The organism is Cohnella lubricantis, from assembly GCF_014212015.1.
Lineage (GTDB): Bacteria > Bacillota > Bacilli > Paenibacillales > Paenibacillaceae > Cohnella > Cohnella lubricantis.
In genome coordinates, this window is the sequence record NZ_JACJVN010000028.1 from 162155 (window position 1) to 176979 (window position 14825).

The 14825-nt window shown below is 59.2% G+C and carries 15 protein-coding genes; 1 reads left to right on the forward strand and 14 read right to left on the reverse strand.

Annotated features, from left to right (window positions below):
* Positions 1-64: 64 nt before the first annotated feature.
* The 5 genes from pyrC to lspA form a co-directional block, all read right to left on the reverse strand.
* On the reverse strand, positions 65-1366 hold the full coding sequence (gene pyrC / locus H4Q31_RS08145) for a dihydroorotase (RefSeq protein WP_185178562.1): 1302 nt from the start codon (positions 1364-1366) through the stop codon (positions 65-67).
* A 169-nt stretch (positions 1367-1535) separates the two neighbouring features.
* Positions 1536-2081, reverse strand: coding sequence for a bifunctional pyr operon transcriptional regulator/uracil phosphoribosyltransferase PyrR (pyrR, locus tag H4Q31_RS08150; protein WP_185178563.1), 546 nt, complete (start codon positions 2079-2081; stop codon positions 1536-1538).
* 348 nt (positions 2082-2429) lie between these two features.
* Positions 2430-3683 carry an LL-diaminopimelate aminotransferase gene (locus H4Q31_RS08155; RefSeq protein ID WP_185178564.1) on the reverse strand — a complete coding sequence of 418 codons (1254 nt, stop codon included), beginning with the start codon at positions 3681-3683 and terminating at the stop codon, positions 2430-2432.
* 213 nt (positions 3684-3896) lie between these two features.
* Positions 3897-4811, reverse strand: a complete 915-nt coding sequence (locus H4Q31_RS08160) for an RluA family pseudouridine synthase (RefSeq protein ID WP_245347197.1) — start codon at positions 4809-4811, stop codon at positions 3897-3899.
* Between the two features lie 37 nt (positions 4812-4848).
* Positions 4849-5385, reverse strand: a complete 537-nt coding sequence (gene lspA / locus H4Q31_RS08165) for a signal peptidase II (protein WP_185178566.1) — start codon at positions 5383-5385, stop codon at positions 4849-4851.
* A gap of 150 nt (positions 5386-5535) precedes the next feature.
* Between lspA and H4Q31_RS08170 the strand changes: the two genes are divergently transcribed.
* Positions 5536-6273 (forward strand): TraR/DksA C4-type zinc finger protein, encoded by a 738-nt coding sequence (locus H4Q31_RS08170; protein WP_185178567.1) that lies wholly within the window; start codon positions 5536-5538, stop codon positions 6271-6273.
* A gap of 43 nt (positions 6274-6316) precedes the next feature.
* On the opposite strand, the gene H4Q31_RS21955 is transcribed toward H4Q31_RS08170, so the two are convergent.
* From H4Q31_RS21955 to H4Q31_RS08215, 9 genes are all read right to left on the reverse strand, one after another.
* A complete protein-coding gene (locus tag H4Q31_RS21955) occupies positions 6317-6631 on the reverse strand; it encodes a DUF5665 domain-containing protein (RefSeq protein WP_185178622.1) in 315 nt (104 codons plus the stop codon).
* A gap of 376 nt (positions 6632-7007) precedes the next feature.
* The gene (ileS, locus tag H4Q31_RS08180) at positions 7008-10103 is read right to left on the reverse strand and encodes an isoleucine--tRNA ligase (protein WP_185178568.1); all 3096 of its coding nucleotides are present in this window, start codon (positions 10101-10103) and stop codon (positions 7008-7010) included.
* Positions 10104-10563: 460 nt separating this feature from the next.
* Positions 10564-11052 (reverse strand): DivIVA domain-containing protein, encoded by a 489-nt coding sequence (locus tag H4Q31_RS08185; protein ID WP_185178569.1) that lies wholly within the window; start codon positions 11050-11052, stop codon positions 10564-10566.
* 85 nt (positions 11053-11137) lie between these two features.
* Positions 11138-11923: a YlmH family RNA-binding protein gene (locus H4Q31_RS08190; protein ID WP_185178570.1), complete on the reverse strand. Its 786-nt coding sequence runs from the start codon at positions 11921-11923 to the stop codon at positions 11138-11140.
* Positions 11924-11962: 39 nt separating this feature from the next.
* On the reverse strand, positions 11963-12229 hold the full coding sequence (locus H4Q31_RS08195) for a YggT family protein (RefSeq protein ID WP_185178571.1): 267 nt from the start codon (positions 12227-12229) through the stop codon (positions 11963-11965).
* Between the two features lie 8 nt (positions 12230-12237).
* On the reverse strand, positions 12238-12693 hold the full coding sequence (locus H4Q31_RS08200) for a cell division protein SepF (RefSeq protein WP_185178572.1): 456 nt from the start codon (positions 12691-12693) through the stop codon (positions 12238-12240).
* 52 nt (positions 12694-12745) lie between these two features.
* Positions 12746-13450 (reverse strand): YggS family pyridoxal phosphate-dependent enzyme, encoded by a 705-nt coding sequence (locus tag H4Q31_RS08205; protein ID WP_221626774.1) that lies wholly within the window; start codon positions 13448-13450, stop codon positions 12746-12748.
* On the reverse strand, positions 13447-14328 hold the full coding sequence (gene pgeF / locus H4Q31_RS08210) for a peptidoglycan editing factor PgeF (RefSeq protein WP_185178573.1): 882 nt from the start codon (positions 14326-14328) through the stop codon (positions 13447-13449). Before pgeF ends, H4Q31_RS08205 begins: the two co-directional genes overlap by 4 nt.
* A 64-nt stretch (positions 14329-14392) precedes the next feature.
* Positions 14393-14668 carry a YlmC/YmxH family sporulation protein gene (locus tag H4Q31_RS08215; protein ID WP_185178574.1) on the reverse strand — a complete coding sequence of 92 codons (276 nt, stop codon included), beginning with the start codon at positions 14666-14668 and terminating at the stop codon, positions 14393-14395.
* Between the last annotated feature and the right edge of the window lie 157 nt (positions 14669-14825).

Below are 14825 nucleotides of genomic sequence, written 5' to 3' on the forward strand. Positions count from 1 at the left end.
CCCTATAGTTGTACTCGCGGCGCTATGCGCGACCCGGCATCCGGCGCCCGCGTGAATGGTTTGATTACTGAATGCCGCTTGCTTCCGTCCAGACGACCTTGCCGCTTACCATCGTAAGCGCCGGCCAGCCGTACAGCTTCCATCCGGCGAACGGCGTGTTGCGGCCTTGGCTTAAGAACGTCTCGGGATTCACTTCCCGTTCGTTCTCGAGATCGATCAGCACCAGATCCGCCGGCGCTCCCGGCTTCAGCGTGCCAGACGCCAGGCCGAACACGCGGGCTGGATCTTTGGTCATCCGGGACAGCAGGAAGTTCAGCGTCCAGCGCCCGGTCTTGACGAACTTCGTGTAGAGCAGCGGGAACGCCGTCTCGAAGCCGACGATGCCGAACGGCGCGCGTTCCATGCCGCGGGCCTTCTCCTCGGCGCTGTGCGGCGCGTGGTCGGTGACGATGATGTCGATCGTCCCTTCCTCGAGCGCCTGGATGCACGCCTCGACGTCGCGCGGCGTTCGAAGCGGCGGGTTCATCTTCCAATTGGCGTCCATCGAATCCGGAATGTCCTCGTCGGACAGCACCAGATGGTGCGGACACACTTCCGCGGTGACGTTCACACCGACCGACTTGCCGAGCTTGATGAGGCGAACCGACTGCTCGGTGCTGACGTGGCAAACGTGGTAGTGCACGCCCGTCGCTTCCGCGAGCAGAATATCGCGGCCGACGTGGATCGCTTCCGACTCGTTCGGGATGCCCTTCAGCCCATGCTTGCGGGCGAAGGCTCCTTCGGAGACCGACGCTCCCTCAACCAGCGTGTTATCCTCGCAATGCGCGATAACCGGCATCTCCATCGACTTCGCGAGCGCCATCGCGTCCTTCATCATCTGCGCGCTCTGCACGCCGACGCCGTCGTCCGTGAAGCCAACCGCTCCGGCTTCCTTCAGCGCCGCGAAGTCGGTCAACTCTCGCCCGAGCTCGTTCTTCGTGATGGCCGCGTACGGGAGCACCCGAACGACGCCTTCGCTAGCGGCTTTGTCCAGCACATACTGTACCGTCTCCGGCGTATCCGTAACCGGGCGCGTGTTCGGCATGCAGGCAATCGTCGTGAAGCCGCCTTTGGCAGCCGAGCGCGTACCCGAAGCGATCGTCTCCTTATACTCGAAGCCCGGCTCTCTTAAGTGCACATGCATATCAATGAAGCCCGGCGAGAGCAGCTTGCCCGAGGCATCAATCACCTCGCAGCCGGCCGTATCCGGCTCTGCGGAGCCGTCCGCCCATTCCGAGATGTTGCCGTCCTGCACTTTGACGTGTTTCGTTAGCAGTTCCCCATTCTCATCGTCAACGACCCGCGCGTTCAGAATCCATATCGCCAATTATTTCTCCTCCTCTGCCGTTTGAGCAAGCTGTTCGCCGCGGATGAGGTGAGGTGTATCTTTATTCACCTTATTGTATATCCGAAGCGTTGATTTGTCACTATCGCGCAACAAATATTCATTTTGCATGAATAAAAATCCATGTTATCCGAAATAGCCTACGCTTTGCCTAATCTTCCGTTCCCGGGTGAACGATCGCGACTTCATCTTCCTCATCGATCTCCCGCAGCCTCACTTCAATCTCCTCTTGCTTCGAAGTCGGCACGTTCTTGCCGACATAATCCGGCCGAATGGGAAGTTCCCGATGGCCGCGATCAACGAGGACGGCCAATTGAATGGATTGCGGCCTGCCGTTATCAATCAGCGCATCCAGCGCAGCCCGGATCGTTCGGCCTGTATACAGAACATCGTCGAAAAGAATGATCCGCTTATCCTTGATCGGGAATGGCAAGCTCTCGAGCTTCGGGCTGGCGGCCGCATCCTGCGGCCGATCGTCGCGGTACCGGGTAATATCCAGCTCCCCGACTTCCACCGGCGCGCCTTCGATATCCAGAATCCGCTCTGCCACCCGTCTAGCCAAATAGATCCCGCGCGTACGAATGCCGACTAGCACGCAGCCTTCGATGCCCTTGTTCTTCTCGACAATCTCGTGAGCGATGCGTGTCAACGCCCGGCGAATCGCCGATTCATCCATAAGCGTACGGCTCTCCTGCATACCAAAAAACCTCCTTGCGTCTATAGCAAGGAGGTGAGCTTCAAGCTTCATCCCGGGCACAACCTGTCCGATCCTCGTGTACGAGGAGAGGAGCCAGGCTTCCTGTGCCTAGTGTATGCATGATATGCTGCGCCACCTTGCCAGCCTCACGGGACTGAGTTAAAGGTAACCGTCTAAGTCTATGGAATTATCGCATTTCCAATCCCTGATGTCAAGGCGATAAAGCGCCATTTTCCCGATGCCATAATTGCTCAATTACTCCCGGCGTCAAAGCGTTCTCCGGATCTTGTCCTGAGCTGAAGGGATAAACAAAACGACGCAAGGGATCTCTCCCCTGCGTCTCGCCAATTAGAATTCGAATTCAACGTCGGACAAGCGGCGCTTGATCTCGCTGATAACGCGAAGCTCATCCGCCTCGCCGTTCGCAATGAACGTCACCGAGAAGCGCACGAAGCGGCCGGCGTCGTCCCAAGGTACGGTGGAGATCAACTTCTCGCGGATCAGGAACTGCGAGAACGCCTCGCCGGACTCGAAGCGCTGTCCGCCCTTGATGCCCTTCGGCGCTTCGACGTACAGGAAGAACGAGCCCTTCGGCTTCTCGGCTCGGAAGCCGAGTTCGTTCAGCGCGCCGACGAGCAAGTCGTGGCGGCGGGAATACTTCGCGGCGATCTCCTCCGTGATCTGCGGGTTGGCCAAGCCATATGCGGCTGCCTTCTGAATAGCGATGAATTGGCCGGAATCGCTATTGTCCTTCACGTCGCCGAACGCCTTGACGATCAGCGGGTTGCCGGCGATGAAGCCGATCCGCCAGCCAGTCATGTTGTAGGACTTGGACAGGGAGTGAAGCTCCACGCCGACATCCTTCGCGCCAGGCACGGACAGGAAGCTGAGCGGCTTCACGCCGTCGAACGTCAGCGCCGCATAAGGAGCGTCGTGCGCGATGACTACGTTATACTTCTTCGCCCAAGCGACTACTTCCATGAAGAACTCCTTCGTCGCAGCTGCGCCGGTCGGGTTGTTCGGGTAGTTCAGATAGAACAGCTTCGCGCGGCGCGCAATGTCTTCCGGAATCGCGTTCAAGTCCGGCAGGAAGTTGTTCTCCTTCGTCAATTGGACGTTGTACACTTCGCCGCCCATATATTTCGTGTGGGTGCCCATAACCGGATAGCCGGGCACCGTCATGATCGTCACGTCGCCCGGATTGATGAATACGCCAGGCAGCATGGCAAGCGCCGGCTTCGAACCGATCGTGTGCAGCACTTCCGTCACCGGATCGATGCCGTCGACGGAGAACACTTCCTTCAAGTATTTAGCCGCGGCAGCCTTAAATTCCGGAATGCCGTTATCGGCATAGCCGCGGTTCTCCGGCTTAGCCGCTTCTTCAGCCAGTTTGGCGACGATGCCTGCATCCGCCATCTCGTCCGGCTCGCCCACGCCCATATCGATCAATTCGACGTCTGGATGAGCTGCTTTAGCCGCCGCTTTGGCACGTTTTATTTTCTCAAACTTATAGATGTTCGTATCTTTGCCGTAGTTCGCGCCGCCGATGCGGTCGGCGAATTGCTGCTGAATGAATGTCTCCTGGTACTGTTCCACGCTCACTGCCAACAACTCCTCGTATGAAAATAATAATATGACCTTAGCTCAACACGCCCGCTCGATTTGCACGATATCGCCAAAGCTCGAACGAGCTCACACTCCCTAATATGCCTGATCCGGCGCGCCATTCACCATGGATTATTCCGCTGAACATTTGCAGGGTTTCGCCACTATCTCCATCTCCACGGCAGCGCCGGCAGCTTGTCATAAGGAGCTTCAACGCGAACGCAAGATGTGAAGCGCGTCCTCCATGTCCTGCGGAAGCGATGCGTTGAACTCCAGCGCCTCGCCGGTACGCGGATGGACGAACCCGAGCACGCCGGCGTGCAGCGCTTGTCCAACCATACCGAGCGTGCGCCCGCTGCGGCCGCCGTACATCGGATCGCCGACGATCGGATGCCCGATATACTTCAGGTGCACGCGAATCTGGTGCGTCCTGCCGGTCTCGAGGCGCAGCTCGACGACCGTGTAGTCCTCGAACCGCTCGATGACCGTGAAGTGCGTCACCGCATGCTTCGAGTTCCGGTCGGTGACGGCGAACATCTTGCGATCATCTTTGGCTCGCCCGATTGGCGCGTCGATTGTTCCCTTGTCATGCGGCACCTTGCCATAGACAAGCGCGGTGTAGCGGCGCACGACAGTGTGCGCCTTCAACTGCCCGGCCAGCGACGCGTGGGCGAGATCGTTCTTGGCCGCCATCAGCAGGCCGGACGTGTCCTTATCGATGCGATGGACAATGCCGGGACGCATCATGCCGTTAATGCCGGACAAGTCCTTGCAATGATACAGCAGTGCGTTGACGACCGTTCCGCTCGAATGGCCGACCGCCGGATGAACAACCATGCCTCGCGGCTTGTTGATGACGATGACGTCGGAATCCTCGTAGACGACGTTAAGCGGAATGTCCTCCGGCTGCGCCTCAATCGGCTCCGGCTCGGCGAACCGCACGACGATCTCGTCGCCGGCGGCTACCTTGGCGTTCGGCTTGACTGGAGCTCCGCCGACAGTCACCGCTCCTTGGCGGATCCAATCCTGCACTTGCGAGCGGGACACCGTCTCGTCCGCCAGCGCTTCGGTGACATGCTTGTCTATTCTCTCGCCGGAGCGATCGTCGCCGACCGTCCAGGCCATTACATTGTCGCCGGCGTCGTCTTCGATTGCCTCCCCGTTAGGATACGGGAGTATGTTCTTCTTCGGATTGCTCTCCATGTTCGTGGCTACCTTTCTTCTCCTTGCTTGACGTCAGAATCGAATCCAAGATGATCAGCCCGACGCCGATACAGATCGCGCAGTCGGCGATGTTGAATATCGGATAAATGTACGATCCGAACGTAAACTGCAGGAAGTCGACGACTTCGCCGTAGACCGCCCGGTCCAGGAAATTGCCCAGCGCCCCGCCCAGCACGAGCGACAGCGCGAACATGAGCAGCATCTTCCCTTTGGGATGGGTACGGTTCATATACCAAATAATGGCTGCGGCGACAACGATGGTGATTAGAATGAACAGCACGCGCTGATCCTGCAGCATGCTCCAGGCAGCTCCGCGGTTGCGAATGGATGTAATCACGAAGAAATTGCCAATCACTTTGATCTGCTCGTACAGGTCGACCGAGTTCTTGATCCACATCTTGGTGAAATAATCGATCGCGAACACGACGATTGCTGTCAAATAATAAATCCAAATGCCAGGTTGTCTTCGTTGCATATGACACGGTCCGCCTTTCAAACGGTTAATTCCTGCCTGATGATTTTACCATATCGGCGATCGGGACGTCCACGCGCCCCCGCCATTAATACTTTCCGCTTCCCTAACGGAAACTACCCATAGCCCAACTTAGTTAAAGGAGTGAACGCGATGACCCTTCCGCTGACGGAAGAACGCCTGCAGGCGCTGCGCAACCGGCTGCTCGAAGACAAGACAGACATCGAAAGCCGAAAGCGTCAGAACGGGCATTTCGGCCTTACGAATTCGTTCCGGGAGTCGACAGGCGAGCTGTCCTCTAACGACAATCACCCCGCCGACGGCGGAACGGAGATGTTCGAGAGGGGCAAGGACATCGCGCTTGAAGAGAATGAAACGTTCCGGCTGGCGCGCATTAACGCCGCCCTCGAACGCATGGATAAGGGCACGTACGGCCTGTGCGACACTTGCGGCAAGCCGATTCCTGTTGAGCGGCTCGAAGCGCTGCCGGAAGCCACCCGCTGCATGGAACATACTCCCAGACAGCAGGAGAAGGAAGGCTTCCCCGTCGAGGAATCGTTCCTGCACCCGCCGTTCGGCCGCACGAGCATGGACGAGCATGAAGGCCAGAACGGCTTCGACGGCGAAGACGCCTGGCAGATCGTCGAGTCCTGGGGCACCTCCAACAGCCCGGCAATGGCCGAAGGCAACGATATGGACGATTACGGGCACATGGAGATCGAAGCCGATGAGAACGACAGTTATGTGGAGCCGCTCGAGAGCTTTCTCGCCACCGACATCACGGGCCACGACGTCAGCATCGTGCGCAACCGGGCATACCGGCAGTACTTGGAAAATCACGAAGGCGACCCGCTGCTGGAGCCGGACGAGACCGCGGACGACTGGAGTTAAGGAGTTGATGGATAGCGGCCGCCTTGCCAGGGCGGCGATCGGCTCAGTACGTCTTCATCTCCAGCTGGCGCTGCACGATCCGGACGATGTCGGCGACATAGTCGCCGACGATCGGCAGATTAAGCGCGCCAAGCTGCTGCAGCAGCCAGACGATCGTCGCAGCGAAGAAAGTAAAGCCGAAAGCGATGCCAATGCCCCGCAGCAAGCCGGAGATAAAGTTGCGCCAGATGAGGCTCCAAGGATGCCTCATCAGGTTGACGTATTCTTTGAGCTCTGCCTTCTCTAGATCTGTCGCCAAGTTGTCAATACGCTTCGTCAGCGCGTCAAGCACTTGCCTAAGCGCCCTCGCCTCGGCGATAAGCGTTCTGCGCCGTACGCCGGATGCAGCAGAAGCGCCGGGACGGTCGGCGGACACGACGGAGGGGTCGGTGGATGCGCCGACAGTGTCATCTGACAGCTTGGCGGTGTCCGGCTGCAACTGCTCTGCTTGCGGCTTGAGCGGCGCAACCGCTCCTTCAGGCGGCAGATCTGCGCGTCCAGACGCCCGCCTCGGGTGCCTGCGGCCGGCCGGGGATGACTCCGCGGATCGGCGTTGTCTCATTTTGCGAAGCTTCACGGGCGATCCCCCTTCCTTGCACATATGTATCGCTTCACTCATCTGGCAGATAACAATAAAAAGCGGCGCTTCGGGAATAGCGTTCCCCAAGCAGCCGCTTTTTGCCATATCCAAAATGTTATTTTGCAGAAATCGCAAGCCCGATCGTCTTCTCGCCTGCCTGCACCGTCTCCATATCTGCGGTCTTGCCGATCGTCACCTCGTTGACGAGCACGTTCTCGCGCAGCACATGATCGAATGCCTTTAGCGCCGCTTCGGTCTCCGCATCGACGTCGAGCACGAGGCTGACGCGCGCTTCGATCGGCAGATCGAGCTTCTTGCGCGTATCCTGCACGGCGCGGATCACTTCGCGCACGAGCCCTTCCTGCTCGAGCTCCGGCGTGATGTCGGTGTTCAGCGCGACCGTCAAGCCGCTGCCGGATGCGGATGCGAAGCCCGTCTTCGCCTGCTTCTCGACGAGCAGCTCCTCCAGCGAGATGCTGAGCTTCTCGCCTTCAGGCGAGACATACTCGAGCGCGCCATTCGTGACGACGCCGCGCGCCTCATCCGCGGACAGCCCCTTCAGCACGCCTTGGATCGGACCGACATGCTTGCCGTACTTCTTGCCCGCGATCTTCAGGTTGAGCTTCAGGTTGAAGTCGACGAAGCCGCTGTCGTCCTTGACGAGCGTCAGCTTCTTCACATTGATCTCGTCCTTGACGATCTCTTCGTAGCCGGCGACGTCGAACGGTCCGGACAGCGACGCGAGCAGCTCCGAGAGCGGCTGGCGCGTCTTGATGCCCGACTCGTTGCGCACGTTGCGGGCCAGCTCGACGATCGTCTTGGCCGTCTCCATGTCCCGCTCCAGCTCGGCGTCGATCTTGGACGCGTCCGCCTCCGGATAGTCCGCCAGGTGGACGCTCTCGCCGCCGCCGAGATTGCCGTAGATATCCTCGGCGATAAACGGCGTATACGGCGCGAGCAGGCGCGACAGCGTCAGCAGCACTTCGCGCAGCGTCTGATAGGCCGAGACTTTGTCGGCAGACAAGCCGCTGCCCCAGAAGCGGTCGCGCGAGCGGCGCACGTACCAGTTCGACAGCTCGTCGACGAACGTCTCGATCGCCTTCGCCGGGTTCAAGAAGTCGTTGGCGTCGAGGCCGCGGCGCACTTCGCCGATCAGCGAATGCAGGCGGGACAGCACCCAGCGGTCCAGCTTGTTCTCGGACGGACGCTCAGTATGCTCCGCCGGATCGAAGCCGTCGATCGAAGCATACAGCGCGTAGAATGCATGCGTATTGACGAGCGTATCAACGACCTTCGATTTGGCTTCGGCGACGATGCCTTTGGAGAACCGCTTGCTGTTCCACGGCGCGCTATCGGAGAGAAGCGCCCAGCGCAGCGCGTCCGTGCCCAGCTCGTTGATGATATCCCAAGGATCGACGACGTTGCCCTTCGACTTGCTCATCTTCTGGCCGTTCTCATCCAGCACGTGGCCGGTCGAGATGACCGACTTGTACGGCGCTTTGCCGTTGAACAGCGTCGATACGGCCAATAAGCTGAAGAACCAGCCGCGCGTCTGGTCGATGCCTTCGCAGATGAAGTCCGCCGGGTATTGCTCCTCGAACTTCTGCGTATCGCCGTACGGGTAATGGTACTGCGCGAACGGCATCGAGCCGCTGTCGAACCAGACGTCGATCACTTCCGGCGTCCGCTTCATGACGCCGCCGCACTCACAGCGCAGATGCACGTCGTCGACATAAGGCTTGTGCAGCTCGAGATCCTCCGCCACCTCGCCGATCGCGAGCTTGCGCAGCTCCGCATGGCTGTGCGGCGCCTTCTCCTTGCCGCACGTCTCGCAGGTCCAGACGTTCAGCGGCGTTCCCCAATAGCGATTCCGGCTGATGTTCCAGTCGACCAGGTCCTCGAGGAACTTGCCGAAGCGGCCGTCGCGCAGATGCTCCGGATACCATTTGACCGTCTGATTGTTGGCGATCAGCTGATCCTTGACCGCGGTCGTCCGGATGAACCAGCTCTCCGTCGCGTAGTAGAGCAGCGGCGTCTTGCAGCGCCAGCAGAACGGATAGCTGTGCTCGTGCTTCTCCTTGTGATAGAGCAGTCCGCGCTCGGACAGCTTCTTCACGATCTCAATGTCCACTTCCGGATCCTTGACGAATCGGCCGGCCCAATCGGTTACCTCATCGATGTAGCGGCCGGCGCCGTTCACGACCTTGAGCATCGGAATGCCGTGCTTCTGCGCGACGCGGTAGTCGTCTTCGCCGTGCGCCGGCGCAATATGGACGATGCCGGTACCGCTTGAGTCGGTAACGAAGTCGCCGTCGATGATGCGATAAGCACCCTCTACCGGCACATAGGTGAACAGCGGCTCGTATTCGAGACCGACCAGCTCTTTGCCTTTGACCGTTCCGACGGTCTCGTATTCGCCCTTCATAACCTTCTCGGCCAGCGATCCCGCCACGATGTACGTCTCGCCCTCTTGGCGGACGCGAACGTACTCGATGTCCGGGTGAACGGCCAGCGCGACGTTGGCCGGCAGCGTCCAAGGCGTCGTCGTCCAGGCGAGCACGTATTCGCCGCCGTTCTTCAGCTTGAACTTGGCGGTCGCGGTCAGATCCTTGACATCCTCGTAGCCCTGCGCCACTTCGTGCGAGCTCAGCGTCGTCTGGCAGTCCGGGCAATAAGGGCTGACGCGGTGGCCGCGGTACAGCAGGCCTTTGTCATGAATCGTCGCCAGAATGTTCCAGACGCTCTCGATGTAGCGGTTGTCGAGCGTGATGTACGGATCGTCGAGATTCGTCCAGTAGCCGATCGCTTCGGTCAGCTCGCGCCATTGCTGCTCATACTCGAACACGCTGTCCTTGCACTTCTGGATGAACGGCTCTACGCCGTAGTTCTCGATCTCTTGCTTGCCCGAGATGCCAAGCTGCTTCTCGACGCCGAGCTCGACGGGCAAGCCGTGCGTATCCCAGCCGGCCTTGCGGATGACGCGGTAGCCGGACATCGTCTTATAGCGGCTGACGAAGTCCTTGATGACACGTCCAAGCACGTGGCCGATATGCGGCTTGCCGTTCGCGGTCGGCGGCCCTTCGTAGAATACGAAGTTCGGCGCTCCTTCCCGTTGCTCGATCGAACGGCGGAAGGTGCCCTCCTGGTTCCATTGGTTCAGCACGCGCAGCTCGCGGGTGCGGGCTTTCTCTTTGACGTCAACGCGATTCATGACTGTCGCTTCCTTTCTCCTTGTGAGACTGCTGGGGAAAACAAAAAAAACCCGTCCCTGCAAAAGGGACGAGTTCAACTCGCGGTACCACCCTTGTTCCGCCATACGTTCGCCTGGAAGGCTTGCGCATGCGGCACTCGAGAGCGCGGCAATGGACGCCGCGCCGCCCTGATAACGGCAGGGAACCCGTCCGCGCCTACGCTGCCGGAGTATCCGGCCTGTTCGGCGCGTCGTCTCGGGGAGGATATGCCGCCTTCGCATCACGCTGGCTCTCACCGGCCGCCAGCTCTCTGGGCATCCGCTCAGGGCGCACTTGTTCCCGTCTTCGACGTTCATCTTAATCTTCTTCCCTTTTTTATAACGGTAAATACCGTGTTTGTCAAATATTCTTCGCCAAATAAACAAGAAAGGGCAATGCAGAGGTGAATGCCCCCGCATTGCCCTTCATGCGTTGCCGCGCCTATTCCAGCTCGCGTACGCGAGATTCGTGCGACTCCAGCGCATCCCAGCCGTCTTGGTTCAACAGCTCCAGCTGCGATTCGATCAGCGCACGGAAGCGAGCGCGGTAGATCGAGGCTTGCTTCTTCAACTCCTCCGCTTCCATCGCCACCTTGCGGGATTTAACCAGCGCGTCGTTGACGATCCGGTCGGCGTTCTTCTCCGCTTCCTTGACGATCAGCTGCGCTTCCTTCTTGGCATTGTTCTTCAGCTCATCCGCCGCTTCCTGCGCGACGATGATCGTCTTGCTGAGCGTCTCTTCGATGTTCGCGAAGTGACCCAGCTTGTCCTGGTGCGCTCCCAATTGGTTCTGCAGCTCTTTGTTCTCGCGGATCAGCGCTTCGTAATCTTTAATAATCTGATCTAGAAATTCGTTGACTTCGTCTTCGTCGTAGCCGCGAAGACGTCTGCCGAATTCCTTGTTGTGAATGTCTAATGGGGTAAGTGGCATCAAACGTCCCTCCTGTGCTCTTTGTCCGTCTAAGAAGCGTTCTCTCACTCATTTCGACGAATGGTGGCAAATTCCTCCTGCGCATTCATACAAATTTGCCGATTCGCACGCGAATTCTGCCGCTTTTGGACGTTCCTTCCACGGAGAGCACCTTGAACCTGCCGAATCCTTTGAGCGAGACGACGTCTCCCTCTGCCAGTTGGACCGACGGATCCTCGATCGTCTTCCAATTGACGCGGCAGCGTCCGGCGCGGATCGGATCGACGATCTTGGCGCGGCTCAGCCGGAACGCGTCGCTCGTGACGCCGTCGAGGCGCATGGAGGCGACGGAGATCGCCAACTCCTCGAGCTCCGGCTTCACTTCCCGCAGCGCCTCGAGCGGCAGCAGCGAAGCGCTCACCTCTACGCGGTGGGCTTGCCGAAGATGGATGCGGAGGAAATCGCCGATCTCCTCCGCGATGAGCGCGTGGCAGCCGTCCTCCCTGACATGGAGGTCGCCGATCTTCTCCCGCTTGATGCCAAGGCCGAGTATCGCGCCAAGGTAATCGCCGTGGTCGAGCTCGCCGATTCGGCGGTCCTCCGAATCGATAGCCAGCACGGCGATTCCGATCGGCTCGTCGTCCAGCGGGCGGTAATCCGGCGCGATGATGGCGCGCCGGCGCTCCGCATCCGGGCTGCCGCCGTCCAGCCGAATGGCGGCGTCCGGATGCCGGTTGGCGAGCGCAAACAAAATATGCGCCTGGCGCGGGTCAAGAAAGTCGGTTCGCCGAAGTTCATGGAACTCGGCTGCCCGCTCGACCCACTCCCAGGCGCGGTCTACGAACGCTCGCTCGTCGGGATGGAAATGCGCGTAAATATCCTTATGCGGCATATCGATCGTATCCTTTCGGGCGTTGCTGGACTCTTACTTCTAGATGAACATGTCGAGCACCGTGACGAGACCCATCACAATGAATCGCAGGGCGATCAGCGCCACGATCGGGGAAATGTCCAGCACGCCGCCGATGGCGGGAATGAATCGGCGGAATACGGACAAATAAGGCTCGACAAGCTTGCCGAGCAGCTGCCCGACGAAGCTCTCCCTGACCGACGGCACCCAAGACATGAGCACGTAGATCAGAATCATGTAGAAGTAAATGTTGTATAGAATGCCAATGAAATTTGCTAATGTTTCCAAAACAGAGGTCACCTCATTTTCAAATAATCGGCTTCCTCCGCCATCATCTCCGATATCGTTCCGGTAATTTCCACGGAATCCGGCGTGCAGAGGAAAATATTCGGGCCAATCTTGGAGATATGCCCTCCCAATGCGTAAACGGTTCCGCTAAGAAAATCGACGATCTTAATGGCCTGCTCCCTTCTGACTCGCTGGAGATTCACAATGACGGAGCGGCGGGACTTCAGATTGTCGGCAATCTCTTGAGCTTCATCGTATGTGCGCGGCTCCGCCAGAACAACGCGAACGTTCTTCTGAGCATGGATGCTGACGACGTTGTTCTTACTCGATTGTTTACGAAGTTCGAACGGAGAGGTTTCAATTTCTTCTTGTTCGTCATAAGCTCCCATCCGCTCCCGGTCGGCTGAGGCTTCGTCTTCTTCCTGCAATCCCAAATAGTTCAAAAATTTGTTCATGACGCTCATCATCTATCCCTCCTAAATAGCCGACCGCGACTGAAGTCCGGTAAGTCCGGCATCAACCTGCACTCTCTCTTCCGACAAGCACGCTGCCGAGACGCACCCAAGTCGCGCCTTCTTCGATCGCGACCTCGAAGTCTCCCGACATGCCCATCGACAATTCCGTTATCGGCTCGCCGAAGGCCTCTCTCGCGTTCAGCTCGTCCCGCAGCTTCCGGAGCCCGCGGAAGACGGGACGCGTCTCCTCCGGCCCGCTCTCCAGCGGGGCCATCGTCATCAGCCCGATGGGCTTGATGCGATCAAGCGGCCGGAGCGCGGCTGCGAAGCCGGGCAGCTCCTCGGGCTGCATGCCATGCTTGGACGCTTCGCCCGACACGTTCACCTGCACGAAGCAGGGAACGACAATGCCAAGCGCGGCGGCGCGCTTCTGAATCTCTTCCGCCAGGGATAGACGATCCAGCGAATGTATGTAATCGAAACGGCCGACGACATCCTTCACTTTCCTGGTTTGGAGCGATCCGATAAAATGGAACACGGCTTGTCCCTGCAATTGGCGCCACTTCTCTTCGGAATCGGGCCATCGATTCTCGCCGATATGCCGGATTCCTTGCGTTACCGCAAGGACAGCCGTCTCTGCGGATACATACTTGGTCACGGCGACGACGTTCACGTCTTCGCGCGCCCTTCCGCTCCTGCGGCAAGCTTCGCCGATTCGGCTCTCCACTTCGCGCATCCGGTCTTGCAAGCCCACGGCGGCGTTCATCCTCTCTTCTTCCCGAGCCAGCTCATCATGCGGCCCGTCGCTCCGTTCTCCTTGCGATGGGAGAAGAATAGGTCGGTTCGACAGCCAGTGCACCATGATGACAATTCGATGCGGCTCGGCAAAATTCCTGCTTTTATCATAAGGTGTCGGTTGATTTCTTTCAAGTCGAGGCTCGCACGCCCGTTCCCACGCTCGATAAAAGGCGGATTGCCGCGGCTCTCGAAGCCTGCGCCTGCCAACGATTCGGACTCTCCCATCAGCTCAGAGACGAGCGGCCGCACATGCTTCATGACCGGTTCGTCCACCTCGTAGCAGCACGGGCCGATCGAAGGGCCGATCGCAGCAAGCAGGTTCTCCGGCCGAGTTCCGAACGACGCTGCCATCGTACGCACCGTCTCGCCGGCAATGTCCGCCACTGTTCCCTTCCAGCCTGCGTGCGCGAGCCCCATCGCCCCTGTCTCGGGATCATAGAAGTAAAGCGGCACACAGTCCGCGAAGTACATCACAAGCAGCAGATCCGGCTCGTTCGTGACGAGCGCATCCGTGTCTTGAATCGCCGACTCGCGGCTCTCTCTGCCGCGGCCTCGCTCAGCCGAGGCGACGACGCGCACGCGCGCGCTGTGCACCTGCTCGGCGCACGTCCAAGCTGCGAAGTCCCAGCCGAGCGTCTCGGCCGTGCGGCGCCGGTTGCGAAGGACAGCGGCCAGGTCGTCACCGACGTGAAGCGCAGTGTTCAGCGAATCGCGCGGCGAAGCGCTATGGCCGCCTTGGCGGGTCGTGAAGCCAACCGTCAGGCCTTCGCACTTCTCCTCCCACGTGTCCAGATGAAGGAGAACGGCGGAAGCCTCTCCTCTGTCTGTTATCTTGAATGGTTCCAAGCTCCCACCTCCGCCCCCAGTTTATCACAGCCCATCCGTATGGGGAAGCCGCAAGAGGAGCGGCCTATCGCCCGACCCCTTCCGCTTCTTCCGTACGATAGGCTTTGGCTTCGTCCAGCCGAACGAGAACGACGTCGGCGCCGATCTTGACGATGTTGCGCCAAGGAATGACCACATCGTTGCCGCCGCCGAACATGCCGAAGAACCGGGTCGCCGTCGGCACGACTATCGAATCGATCCGCCCTTGGCGCAGGTCGAGCTCCAGATCGCTGACCTGCCCGAGCTTCTTGCCGTCTACGATATTAATGACGTCCTTCGTCTGGAAATCGGATATTTTCATACGCCGTTTCCCCCGCTTTCTTAAACCCGCGAATGATTTCTCGTACCATTATATGTGCCTATTCGGCCGAAAGGACATTAAATCTTCGCGTGTCTTCATGCGGAATCGCCGAGGGACTTAAAGGGCGCGAATCAAAAAAAAAGCGGGGTTTATCCCC